At 34.4% G+C, this 12,301-nt stretch carries 12 protein-coding genes; 8 read left to right on the top strand and 4 right to left on the bottom strand.

Features of this window, described 5'->3' with window-relative positions:
• The first annotated feature begins 38 nt into the window (after nt 1-38).
• Nucleotides 39-764, top strand: a complete 726-nt coding sequence (ubiE, locus tag RBH94_RS09445) for a bifunctional demethylmenaquinone methyltransferase/2-methoxy-6-polyprenyl-1,4-benzoquinol methylase UbiE (protein ID WP_307880679.1) — start codon at nt 39-41, stop codon at nt 762-764.
• A 9-nt stretch (nt 765-773) separates the two neighbouring features.
• Nucleotides 774-1,502, top strand: coding sequence for a porin family protein (locus RBH94_RS09440; RefSeq protein WP_188224550.1), 729 nt, complete (start codon nt 774-776; stop codon nt 1,500-1,502).
• Between the two features lie 28 nt (nt 1,503-1,530).
• Here RBH94_RS09440 and RBH94_RS09435 read toward each other — a convergent pair whose 3' ends face one another.
• Entirely contained in the window at nt 1,531-2,253 is a 723-nt protein-coding gene (locus RBH94_RS09435) for an RNA methyltransferase (protein ID WP_307880678.1), read from the bottom strand.
• Nucleotides 2,254-2,505: 252 nt separating this feature from the next.
• On the opposite strand from RBH94_RS09435, the gene RBH94_RS09430 reads away from it, so the two are divergent.
• From RBH94_RS09430 to RBH94_RS09405, 6 genes are all read left to right on the top strand, one after another.
• The gene (locus RBH94_RS09430; protein WP_307880677.1) at nt 2,506-5,061 is read left to right on the top strand and encodes a BamA/TamA family outer membrane protein; all 2,556 of its coding nucleotides are present in this window, start codon (nt 2,506-2,508) and stop codon (nt 5,059-5,061) included.
• Nucleotides 5,062-5,229: 168 nt separating this feature from the next.
• Nucleotides 5,230-6,297, top strand: a complete 1,068-nt coding sequence (gene fbaA / locus RBH94_RS09425; RefSeq protein ID WP_307880676.1) for a class II fructose-bisphosphate aldolase — start codon at nt 5,230-5,232, stop codon at nt 6,295-6,297.
• Nucleotides 6,298-6,586: 289 nt separating this feature from the next.
• A complete protein-coding gene (accD, locus tag RBH94_RS09420; protein WP_188224554.1) occupies nt 6,587-7,444 on the top strand; it encodes an acetyl-CoA carboxylase, carboxyltransferase subunit beta in 858 nt (285 codons plus the stop codon).
• A 134-nt stretch (nt 7,445-7,578) separates the two neighbouring features.
• On the top strand, nt 7,579-8,100 hold the full coding sequence (locus RBH94_RS09415) for a hypothetical protein (protein ID WP_307880675.1): 522 nt from the start codon (nt 7,579-7,581) through the stop codon (nt 8,098-8,100).
• A 151-nt stretch (nt 8,101-8,251) separates the two neighbouring features.
• On the top strand, nt 8,252-8,521 hold the full coding sequence (rpsO, locus tag RBH94_RS09410) for a 30S ribosomal protein S15 (protein WP_188224556.1): 270 nt from the start codon (nt 8,252-8,254) through the stop codon (nt 8,519-8,521).
• 164 nt (nt 8,522-8,685) lie between these two features.
• On the top strand, nt 8,686-10,914 hold the full coding sequence (locus RBH94_RS09405) for a polyribonucleotide nucleotidyltransferase (protein WP_188224557.1): 2,229 nt from the start codon (nt 8,686-8,688) through the stop codon (nt 10,912-10,914).
• A gap of 66 nt (nt 10,915-10,980) precedes the next feature.
• Here RBH94_RS09405 and RBH94_RS09400 read toward each other — a convergent pair whose 3' ends face one another.
• The 3 genes from RBH94_RS09400 to RBH94_RS09390 all read right to left on the bottom strand — a co-directional run bounded on the left by RBH94_RS09400 (nt 10,981) and on the right by RBH94_RS09390 (nt 12,282).
• Complete coding sequence (locus tag RBH94_RS09400) at nt 10,981-11,427, bottom strand: hypothetical protein (RefSeq protein ID WP_307880674.1); 447 nt, start codon at nt 11,425-11,427, stop codon at nt 10,981-10,983.
• Between the two features lie 2 nt (nt 11,428-11,429).
• On the bottom strand, nt 11,430-11,831 hold the full coding sequence (locus RBH94_RS09395) for a hypothetical protein (RefSeq protein ID WP_307880673.1): 402 nt from the start codon (nt 11,829-11,831) through the stop codon (nt 11,430-11,432).
• Between the two features lie 115 nt (nt 11,832-11,946).
• Entirely contained in the window at nt 11,947-12,282 is a 336-nt protein-coding gene (locus RBH94_RS09390; protein ID WP_307880672.1) for a hypothetical protein, read from the bottom strand.
• Between the last annotated feature and the right edge of the window lie 19 nt (nt 12,283-12,301).

The following is a 12,301-nucleotide window of genomic DNA, read 5'->3' as shown; positions in this document are numbered from 1 at the left end:
CGAAATAAATTGTGTACGTTTGTCAAAAAATTAAAGCATTGTCAAAAATTAAACCATACAAGCATAGCGATTTAGGAAAAAAAGAGCAGGTAACACAAATGTTCGATACCATCTCTGGTGATTACGATGGGTTAAATCGTGTTATTTCTTTCGGAATAGATATAAAATGGCGTAACAAAGTTGTAAAAATGGTAAAAGAAACCAACCCGAATACCATTTTAGACATTGCTACCGGAACCGGAGATTTAGCTATTAACCTAGCTGAAACCAATGCCACAAAAATTGTTGGTTTAGACATTAGTAGTGGGATGCTGGAAATTGGTAAAGAAAAAGTAAAAAAGAAAGGGCTTGACAATAGAATTGAAATGATTCTAGGCGATAGCGAAAATATGCCTTTTGAAGACAATACTTTTGATGCCATTACGGTATCGTTTGGGGTTAGAAACTTCGAAACACTTGAAAATGGGTTAAAAGATATTTTACGTGTTTTAAAACCAGGAGGTACATTTGTCATTCTTGAAACCTCCATTCCAACAAAAACTCCTTACAAACAAGGTTATAATTTTTATTCAAAAAACATCTTACCTCTTATTGGTAAAATCTTTTCTAAAGACCGCAGTGCTTACAAATATTTAAGCGAATCGGCTTCTGCTTTTCCTTATGGTGAAGCTTTAAACAATATTTTACGTAAAGTTGGGTTTATTAATGTTGAAGATTACCCGCAAACATTTGGGGTAGCAACAATTTATAAATCATCAAAGTAAATTATTTATATGAAACGCATCCTTGTTGTTATATCATTTCTATGCTTAGTTCAAGCTGCTAATGCGCAACTTTTTAGAAGAGATAAAGTTATTTATGATGCGAATCAAGGCCGGGGCTCTACCGATAACAATTTATTACGTTGGGGATATTTCCTGGGTTTTAACTACCTGGATTTCAATTTCGATTACAATCAGGATATGCGTGATATTTATGTAAAACGCAGCCCCGGATTTAACGTTGGGTTAATTGGGAACCTGAGAGTGAATAGCTTTTTAGATTTACGTTTAGAACCGGGGTTATTAATATCCAGTAGAGAATTACATTACAGTGAACAATATTTCGTTAATGAAGAACCTAATGGCTCTGATTTAGTAAGAGAAGTGAAATCAACTTACATCTATGTACCTTTATTGCTTAAAGTTTCCACAAAACGCATCAATAACTTTAAACCATTTATTTCCGGAGGGTTTTCGACAGCTTTAAACTTATCGGCCAATGAAAGCAATCCTAACGACAATAGCAATGGGCAGTTTAGAACCAAAAAGAATATGTTGTTTTATGAGTTAGGTTTCGGAATCGATTTTTACCTACACAACTTTAAATTTACGCCTTCTATAAAAGGTGTCTTTGCTATGAACGATGAGTTAATCAGAGATAAAGACCCGAATAGTCCTTGGACGAGTAACATTCATAGTATGCAAACCAGAGGCGTGTTTATCAACTTTACATTCCAATAAGATAACATTTAACATTGACTGAATACAGCTAAGATCTGCGTTTAAACTCGCTTAATAAAATAGCAGTTGCTGTAGCGACATTTAAACTTTCTGTCGCTTGTAAATCACCAAATCTTGGTATTGAAATCTTATCGGTTACCAAGTTTTCAATCTCATGAGATATACCGTTGGCTTCATTCCCCATAACTAAAATCCCGTTATTGGGTAATTCTGAACTATAAACATTATCGCCTTCCATAAAGGCCCCAAACACGGGAACATCAACCGAACTAATAAATTCTTCAAGATTTACATAGTTAATGTTTACACGGGTAACAGACCCCATAGTTGCCTGAATCACTTTCGGGTTAAAACAATCTACCGTCTCTTTGCTACACACCAGATCTTTAATTCCAAACCAATCACACAGTCTAATAATTGTTCCTAAATTTCCAGGGTCTCGCACGCTATCTAAAGCAACAATTAAGTTATTACTATCAATGCGCTTTGGCTCGGGCCTTTTAAAAACTGCCAAAGCTGTATTGGGAGTCGTTAAAAAACTAATACGCTTTAAATCTGCAGGAGAAATAATGGTTTCTAGTTTGGCATCAATATTGAAGCTTTCGGTCGTATATAAAGCATGAAGCTTTAGAGAAGAAGCTAATAACTCTTTTATAGTTTTAACCCCTTCAACAACAAATAAACCATGTTGTTGACGGTATTTTTTTTGCTTTAAACTGGTTATTAACTTTATTTGACTTTTAGAAAGCATGTAATTTTTGTTACTTTAAATCTGATTATAGGGTATAAAGAAATGAAAAATTACCCTTATGAAAGTCCTAATTGATCTAAATCTTTATCTGTCCAATTATATTTAACAAGTTTTAAAAACAAACTCACTAAATAAGCATTGAAAAAAATAAAAATAAACTCATGAAATAATGTATTTTTGAGCCTATAAATGGTGTTTTTTATTTCAGTTACCAAAAGAATATCAATAACCTACAATAATTTTAAATTTCATTTGAAACAACACTTTTTAAAAATATCAATACTAACAGCTATTGCCGGTCACCTTTTTTCTTGCGACGCTGTAAAACGAGTTGGTGAAAATGAACATTTATTAACCAATAACACGGTTATTATTAACGACAAAAAGAATGGCACTGAAACTATTAATAATCTTTTGTATCAAAAACCAAATAGCAAAATACCCGTTTTAGGTACACCACTCAGGTTACAAATTTACAATTTAGCCAGACCTGATATAGATTCCATTCTTGATGAAAAAATCTATAACAACCCAAAAAAATTGGCACGTAAAACCAAACTTCTTTCCAGAAAACAATTAGACAAGGATGTAAGCAACCGCATAAGTTTTAATGAATGGCTAAAAACTACTGGTGAAGCTCCGGTAATTGTAAATGTAGATAGAACAGAAAAATCGGTTAAGCGACTAGAAGACTATCACATTAATAACGGTTGGTTCGATGTTGAAGCTAGTTATAATATCAACAGAAAAGACAACAAACGTGCCGATGTAACGTATACCGTTGAAACAGGTCCGGCTTTTATTTTAGATACCATTACTACTAAAATAAAATCGCCAGTTGTTGATTCAATTTACCACAAAAAAATATTACGAAACAGTTTAATAAAATCTAACGAGCAATATAAAACTTCAAATTTTGAACAGGAACGCGACAGAATTTCAAGTGAATTGAGAAATTCCGGGTTATTCCATTTTAATCAGGATTATGTTGGGTTTGAAATTGACACCATTGGAACCAACAAAAAAATAAATGTTGACATACAAATTCAGGATCGTGCCATTAGAACACAAGATTCTTTAATTCGTGTCCCTTTCAACATTTACAACGTTAGAGATGTTAGCATCATAACCGATTATACTTTTGAAGACAGAAACAAACCCTTTCAAGATTCTATAACCTACGAGGGTTTTAAGCTTTACAGTTATGGTAAAATGCGCTACCGACCAAAGGCTTTAACCGATGCCATTTTTATTACCCCTGGTAAAGTTTTTAAAGATAACGACCGTACTTTAACCTACCGACATATTAATGGTTTACGAACTTTTAAATATCCGAATATCGATCAGGTAGAACTTGACAACCACACCTTATCAGACACCATCCGGTTAACACCTTTAAAGAAATTTAGTCTAGGATTTAGTGCCGATGTATCGCAAAGTAATATCCAAACCATTGGGTTTTCTTTAAATCCAAGCTTGCTAATGCGTAATATTTTTAGAGGAGCGGAAACTTTAGAAATATCAGCCATTGGATCAATCGGTTCTTCAAAAGACCAAAAAGTTGGAGATCCGTTTTTTGATATTAACGAAATTGGTGCCGATTTAAAACTAACCATACCGCGATTCTTTTTCCCGTTTAACACGAACCGGATTATAGCGAAAGACATGTCGCCAAGCACAAAAATTTCGTTATCAACAACAAGCCAAACCAACATCGGATTAGACAAGCAAACCCTTAGCGGGGTGTTTAACTATAATTGGTCTCCATCTAGAAAAGTAACAGATCGTCTGGATGTTTTCAACGTTCAATACGTTAGAAACTTAAATATTGATAACTATTTCAATGTTTATACAAGCTCATTCGACAACCTTGAAAATATTGCCCTGAACTCCTATAATACACCTTCGGATTTTATTAATATAAATGATAACGGAAACGAATCATTAATCATCGAGAAGTCTGATGAGTTTATAGATTTGGTGTTATCTGATAACAGTTACCAAAATAGTAACCCTAATGAATACAAGGAGGTCAACAATATTAACGAACGTAAGCAAAGGCTTACCGAAAACAACTTAATTCTGGCGTCCAGCTTTAGCCTAACGAATGACGAGCGCACCAACCTGTTTGATGAAGATTTCTCTATTTTCCGTTTTAAAATAGAAACGGCTGGAAATTTAATTTCAGGAATGTCCGATATCTTAGGGCTTCAAAAAAACACTAACGACCGTTATGAAATTTTTAATGTGGCCTATTCACAGTATGTCAAGACGGAACTGGACTATGTTAAACACTGGGATTTAGGCAAAAAAAACATCCTGGCTGTTCGCAGTTTTTTAGGTATTGCTATTCCTTATGGCAACTCAAGCAACATTCCGTTTTCTAAGAGTTTCTTTGCCGGAGGAGCTAACGATAACCGTGCCTGGACGGCGTATAGCTTAGGACCTGGAAGTTCACAATCTAGTAACGATTTTAATGAGGCCAACTTAAAAATTGCCCTTAGTGCCGAGCAGCGTTTTAATATTTTTGAGGATCTTAATGGTGCGTTTTTTATTGATGCCGGTAATATTTGGAATGTTCTGGATGATGTTGAAGATGAAAATGCCGTGTTTTCAGATTTCAATTCATTAAAAGATATCGCTTTAGGCTCTGGTTTTGGTTTACGTTACGATTTCAGCTTTTTCGTTTTCCGTTTCGATGTTGGATTCAAAACTTACGATCCGTCTTACCAAGATCAAAACCGCTGGTTTAACGACTACAACTTCTCTAATGCCGTATACAACATTGGTATTAACTACCCGTTCTAATAAATAAACTAACGGTAACTTAAAGTTCCTTTTTTAGAGCAATATATATTGCGAAAACTACAACGTTTTAGTTTATTTTTAGCATTTTACCAACCAAAAATCAGCCTTGTTTATTTAAAAATTGATTACTTTTGGTTCTTACAAACTAAAAAAACAAAATTTTATAAAATGGGACACAATATTAAACCAGGAGTTGCTACCGGACAAGAAGTTCAGGCAATCTTCAAACTTGCCAAAGAAAAAGGATTTGCTTTACCAGCAGTTAACGTTATCGGTTCAGACACTATTAATGGTGTTTTAGAAACAGCCGCTGCTTTAAACGCTCCGGTAATTATTCAGTTTTCTAATGGTGGTGCCCAATTTAATGCAGGTAAAGGTTTAAGTAACGATGGTCAAAAAGCAGCCATTGCTGGTGCCGTTGCAGGTGCAAAACACGTACACACTTTAGCTGAAGCTTACGGTGTTCCTGTTATTTTACACACAGACCACTGTGCTAAAAAGTTATTACCTTGGATTGATGGTTTATTAGATGCTAGTGAAAAACACTTCTCTGAAACTGGTAAATCACTTTTCAGTTCACATATGATTGATCTTTCGGAAGAACCAATCGAAGAAAACATCGAAATCTGTAAAACCTATTTAGAGCGCATGAGCAAAATGGGTATGACTTTAGAAATCGAATTAGGTATTACTGGTGGTGAAGAAGATGGTGTTGACAACTCTGATGTAGACGATTCTAAATTATACACACAACCAGAAGAAGTAGCTTACGCTTACGAAGAGTTAAGTAAAGTAAGCCCTCAGTTTACTATTGCAGCTGCTTTTGGTAATGTTCACGGTGTTTACAAACCAGGAAACGTTAAATTAACGCCGAAAATCTTAAAGAATTCTCAAGAATATATTTCAGAGAAATATGGCGTAGGTCATAACCACATCGATTTCGTATTCCACGGTGGTTCTGGTTCTACAGTTGAGGAAATTCGTGAAGGTATTAGCTATGGTGTAATTAAAATGAACATTGATACCGATTTACAATATGCATTCATGGAAGGAATCCGTGACTATATGGGCGCTAAAGCTGAATACCTAAAAGCACAAATTGGCAACCCTGAAGGAGACGATGTTCCTAATAAAAAATTCTACGATCCTCGTGTTTGGTTACGTGAAGGAGAAAAAACATTTGTTGAGCGCTTGAAAAAGGCTTTCGAAGATTTAAACAACGTAAACACATTATAGTTTATACATTATAAAAGAATAAAAAGACTCTGCTTTAGTAGAGTCTTTTTTTATACCTACTTATTTACAAAACAATATTTTATAAACATAAAATGAAGATTTTAGGCAATAAAAGAGACATGGCATTACCTCAAAATTAAAAAAAGACTTAATTTTGTGCACTGTTTTGTTATCAAGTTTCGTTTATTTGACAAATAAAACGCTTCAAACAGAGCAAAATAAAGGATGGATAATCCGTAGTGTAAACAGAAATGTTTCAGATTAAAATCTAAAAAAATCATAAATCATTATGTCTTGGTTTAAAAGAAAAACAAAAGGAATAACCACTACTACCGAAGAGAAAAAAGACACCCCAAGGGGCTTATGGTATAAATCTCCAACCGGTAAAATTGTAGACGCAGAAGAATTAGAAAAGAATTTTTACGTAAGCCCTGAAGATGGTTATCACGTTAGAATTGGAAGTAAAGAATACTTCGAGATTCTTTTCGATGATAATAAATTTAAAGAACTAGACGAAAACTTAGAGTCTAAAGATCCATTAAAATTCGAGGATACTAAAAAATACCCAGAGCGTTTAAAATCTGCTCAAGATAAAACCCAATTAAAAGACGCCGTGCGCGTTGGTGTTGGAAAATCTAAAGGTAAAGATTTGGTTGTGGCTTGTATGGATTTCGCTTTTATTGGTGGATCTATGGGGAGTGTTGTTGGTGAAAAAATTGCTCGTGCGGCCGATTACTCTCTAAAAAACAACATTCCATTAATGGTCATCTCTAAATCTGGAGGTGCCCGTATGATGGAAGCTGCTTTATCTTTAATGCAGTTAGCCAAAACTTCGGTGAAGTTAGCACAGTTAGCAGATGCTCAAATTCCTTATATTTCACTTTGTACAGATCCTACAACCGGAGGGACAACAGCTTCTTTCGCTATGTTAGGAGACATCAACATTAGTGAGCCTGGAGCCTTAATTGGTTTTGCTGGACCACGAATTGTAAGAGATACAACAGGTAAAGAATTACCAGAAGGTTTCCAAACCGCAGAGTTCCTTTTAGAACACGGCTTTTTAGATTTTATCACCGTTAGAAAAGAACTTAAAAACAAAGTAAATCAATATCTGGATTTAATCTTAAATCAGCCATTAAGAGCTTAATTAAAACGTATTCCTATCTCCTAATAAAAAGAAAAGCAACTAGTATTAGTTGCTTTTCTTTTTTTACGTAAAACCCTAAGTCATTTATATTCAATATATTTATCCTTTAAAAACACTAACCTAAATCCTACATAATGAAAATTAAACTACCCTTTTTAGCAATTGTACTACTCACTATTTTTAGTTGTGAAGAACTGGACAAACTTACAGAGTTTGACATTACAGACAACCTAGGAACTACACTTGAAGTATCTATACCAGAAGGCGCACCAACCAACTGGTCTCAGGAAATCTCAGTAGATTTGGCCTCTAACAAGCAGGTTCAGGAAAATTTAGATTATGTTCAAAATGTCACCATCAACAACCTAAGTTTTGAAATTACAGATTATGTTGGTGCTGCCGATACACAACTCACCGAAGCTTCAATAACAGTTGCAGGAACATCAATTAGTATAGGTACTATCGATTTAAAAGCCGCTGATGATGCTAACCAGGTGTTTTCAATTGGAACAGAAGAACAGTTAGCCATTATTGCAGCCTATTTAAAACAAGCCGAAAGTGTTACCGTTACTTTATCTGGTATTGTGAGTGCTACACCTGTTGAATTTAATGTGGTTATAGATGTTGATGCAACCATAACAATAGACGTTATTTAATTCAGAATAAAATAATTACATATAAAAAACAAACTTTAAAAGTCGTTCTTTCTTTTTCAAATATTAGTATGTAAATCATTTTTAATTGCTATATTTGCCGCTCGAAAGATAGCCTTTCGTTTACATAACAATTATTTACAATAATATTAGCATGTATTTATCAAAAGAAGCAAAAGAAGAAATCTTCGCAAAACACGGTAAAGGAGCAAATGATACTGGTTCTGCTGAAGGACAAATCGCGTTATTTACGCACAGAATTAATCACTTAACTGAGCACTTAAAAAACAATCGTAAAGATTTTAACACTGAGCGTTCATTAGTAAAATTAGTAGGTAAGCGTCGTGCTTTACTAGATTACTTAACTAAGAAAGATATCTTAAGATATCGTGCAATAGTTAAAGAACTAGGTTTAAGAAAATAATTCGAAAAGAGGCTTTTACAGCCTCTTTTTTGTTTATACACTACTCGTGTGCAGGAGTCTAAACCGCACAAAATAAGAAGCTAATTACAGTTTTTCATTGGTCAACACACAACAACTACACACAACAACACAACGACCATTGTTTAATTAGAATTAAAAAATTTATGATTCCAAAAACATTTAAAGAGGTTATAGACCTTGGTGATGGTAGAGAAATTTCTATCGAAACCGGAAAATTAGCAAAACAAGCTCATGGTAGCGTTGTGGTACAATCTGGAAACTGTATGTTATTATGTACAGTAGTTTCTAACTACCAACAAGCCGATGTAGATTTTTTACCATTAACGGTAGACTACCGTGAAAAATTTGCTGCTGCTGGTCGTTACCCAGGAGGGTTCTTTAAAAGAGAAGCCAGACCTAGTGACGGAGAGGTTTTAACCATGCGTTTAGTTGACCGTGTGTTACGCCCATTATTCCCTAAAGATTATCACAGTGAAACTCAGGTAATGATTCAGTTAATGTCTCACGATTCTGAAGTTATGCCAGACGCTATGGCTGGTTTAGCCGCTTCTGCTGCGATTCAATTAAGTGATATTCCTTTCGAAACACCTATTTCTGAAGTAAGAGTTGGTCGTATTAACGGTGAATTAATCATCAACCCTTCTTTATCCCAATTAGAAGAAAGTGATATCGATATGGTAATTGGTGCATCTGCCGATTCTGTAATGATGGTTGAAGGTGAAATGAAAGAGATTTCAGAAGAAGAAATGACCGAAGCTATTAAGTTTGCTCACGAAGCTATTAGAGTTCAGTGTGAAGCGCAACTTAAATTAGCTGAAGCTTTTGGTAAAAAAGAAACTCGTGAATACGAACCTGAAAGAGAAGACGAAGACTTAGCTAAGAAAGTTCACGATATGGCATACGATAAAGTATATGCCGTAGCAAAAAAAGGCTCTTCTAAACACGAAAGAGGTGCTGCATTCGCAGAGATTAAAGAAGAAATTATCGCTTCATTCTCTGAAGAAGAACAAGAAGAATATGGCGGATTAATTTCTAAATACTACAGCAAAGCTGAAAAGAATGCTGTTAGAGACTTAACATTAAACGAAGGTTTACGTTTAGACGGACGTAAAACTACAGATATCAGACCAATTTGGTGTGAAGTTGATTATTTACCATCTACGCATGGTTCTTCAATCTTTACTCGTGGGGAAACTCAAGCATTGGCTACGGTAACTTTAGGAACTTCTAGAGAAGCTAATATGATTGACATGCCTTCTTTTGAAGGAGAAGAGCGTTTTTACTTACACTACAACTTCCCTCCGTTTTCAACAGGTGAAGCTAGACCTATACGTGGAACATCTCGTCGTGAGGTAGGACATGGTAACTTAGCACAACGCGCCTTAAAAGGTATGGTTCCTGCAGATTGTCCTTATACAGTACGTGTAGTTTCAGAGATTTTAGAATCTAACGGTTCTTCTTCTATGGCAACTGTTTGTGCTGGAACAATGGCTATGATGGATGCTGGTGTACAATTAACTAAACCAGTTTCCGGTATTGCTATGGGATTAATTTCTGATGCTGAAACAGGTAAATACGCTGTATTATCAGATATCTTAGGTGATGAAGATCACTTAGGCGATATGGACTTTAAAGTAACTGGTACCGAAGACGGTATTACTGCTTGTCAAATGGATATTAAAGTTAAAGGATTATCATACGAAATTCTTGTTAATGCATTAAGACAAGCTCGTGATGGTCGTTTACATATTTTAGGAAAAATAACTGAGACTATTGCTACACCAAATAGCGATGTTAAAGCTCACGCTCCTAAAATGATTACCAGAACAATTCCTAACGAATTTATTGGGGCATTAATTGGACCTGGAGGAAAAGTGATTCAAGAATTACAAAAAGAAACTGGAACAACTATTGTTATTAACGAAGACCCAGTTACTGAAGAAGGTATTGTTGAAATCTTAGGAACAGGTCAAGAAGGTATCGATAAAGTTTTAGCTAAAATCGATTCTTTAATGTTTAAACCACAAGTTGGTGAAGTTTACGAAGTAAAAGTTATTAAAATGTTAGATTTTGGAGCTGTTGTAGAATACACTAAAGCTCCTGGAAACGAAGTTTTATTACACGTAAGTGAATTAGCTTGGGAACGCACAGAAAATGTTTCTGACGTTGTAAATATGGGTGATGTATTTGAAGTAAAATACTTTGGAGTGGATCCTAAAACCCGTAAAGAAAAAGTATCTCGTAAAGCGATTTTACCAAAACCAGAAGGTTATGTAGCGCGCCCACCAAGAGATAATAAAGGTGGTAACAGAGACAACAGAAATCGAGACAACCGTCGTGATGACAGAAAACCAAGAGAGAAAAGAGATTAATTTTTAATCTACTCAATACACTTAAAAATCCCGTAAATATAATTTGCGGGATTTTTTTTCATTCTTTTAATCACCAATAATAAGTTTATACCTTCGACTTGTATTACCAATGCTACAAACATCAATATCACCTTCTTCATCGTCATATTCATAAGGATCTACTCCTAAGCTTATATAAATATTATATTGACCTTTTTTAAGCGTTATACCTTCAAAAATAACATAACGTCCATCTACAATTACATCCAATCCTTCAGGCAAACTTTCTGCAATGGAAAAATTATAATAATAACCATCATCATCCGGATCGTTGTTTACAGAAGCCTTAAGTTCATCATAATAATATTGCCCGGCATGGCCCCGTTTTAAATCTTTATCAGGTAATTCGGCATCTTTTCGAATAATACAATCTGAAAAATCAAGACTTTCACATGCTGTCAACAAAAAGCACAATGGCAACAAAACCTTCTTCAACAGCAAATAACTCACTACTTTTGAATTCTGACTTTTCATAATTACAACAAATAAAACACAAAGGTTAATGACAATTTCACCATATAATGTTCCGGATTTACCACATCGTAACTCCGAAACCTCAGCATTCCCAGATTACAAATTCCTTTTAATTTTAAACCTTTAGCTAGCTCTTTATTTAGCCCGAGATTTAAACCAAAATCGAAAAAATTATAAAACTGATTAAAGTTAGTGACTCCCTCAATATATTTGAATGAATTTTCGAAAACACCACCAAATTGGGGTTCTGCACAAAATTTAAACGTTTCATAAATTGATATTTCAGTATTAAAATTGACCTCTTTATCTAATGTATTAAGCCATTTTATTTGAGTAAAATTCACCTGCTGCTTTTGTGCATAACAATGAGCAGATAATAATAAAACCAAAAAAAGCTGCTTCATTGTTTTCATAACTAAAATTTTACATTTATTTATTCATAAAATCACTATCTAGTAACCTTTTATATATCCAGAAACATTGATTGAAGAAAATCCTGGACATTATTGTCGCACCGCATTAATTAGAATCAATAATCATTTCATATTCTCTGCTCGTGCTATATTCGACACAAATAAGACTTTCAGGATAATACGGATCTATATCTAAAAATATTTTAAATTTAAACCTACCGCTTTGGACGGGAAAGCCTTCAAACACAACTGTTCTATCATCAAAAACAACATCAACACCGTCTGGTATTCGCCCCTCGACAGTAAAGGAATAGTCGTAATGATCATCATTAGGTTCATTATCCACAGAAGCTTTAATCTCATCAGAATAATATTGGTTAATTAAGCCGGTTTTAAACTGATGACTTGGAAGACTGGCTTTTACATTTCCAATGCATTCCAAATTATAATCATCATCAATT

The sequence above is a fragment of the Aestuariibaculum sp. YM273 genome, from assembly GCF_030908365.1.
GTDB lineage: Bacteria > Bacteroidota > Bacteroidia > Flavobacteriales > Flavobacteriaceae > Aestuariibaculum > Aestuariibaculum marinum.
The sequence above is the reverse complement of the archived record's forward strand: the minus strand, read 5'-3'. Positions and strand labels throughout refer to the sequence as shown.

Excerpts from the sequence above, each read along its gene's own strand:
- RBH94_RS09440 (WP_188224550.1), top strand. The coding sequence starts at position 774 with ATGAAACGCATCCTTGTTGTTATATCATTTCTATGCTTAGTTCAAGCT.
- RBH94_RS09435 (WP_307880678.1), bottom strand. The coding sequence starts at position 2,253 with ATGCTTTCTAAAAGTCAAATAAAGTTAATAACCAGTTTAAAGCAAAAA.
- fbaA (WP_307880676.1), top strand. The coding sequence starts at position 5,230 with ATGGGACACAATATTAAACCAGGAGTTGCTACCGGACAAGAAGTTCAG.
- accD (WP_188224554.1), top strand. The coding sequence starts at position 6,587 with ATGTCTTGGTTTAAAAGAAAAACAAAAGGAATAACCACTACTACCGAA.
- RBH94_RS09415 (WP_307880675.1), top strand. The coding sequence starts at position 7,579 with ATGAAAATTAAACTACCCTTTTTAGCAATTGTACTACTCACTATTTTT.
- rpsO (WP_188224556.1), top strand. The coding sequence starts at position 8,252 with ATGTATTTATCAAAAGAAGCAAAAGAAGAAATCTTCGCAAAACACGGT.
- RBH94_RS09405 (WP_188224557.1), top strand. The coding sequence starts at position 8,686 with ATGATTCCAAAAACATTTAAAGAGGTTATAGACCTTGGTGATGGTAGA.
- RBH94_RS09400 (WP_307880674.1), bottom strand. The coding sequence starts at position 11,427 with ATGAAAAGTCAGAATTCAAAAGTAGTGAGTTATTTGCTGTTGAAGAAG.
- RBH94_RS09395 (WP_307880673.1), bottom strand. The coding sequence starts at position 11,831 with ATGAAGCAGCTTTTTTTGGTTTTATTATTATCTGCTCATTGTTATGCA.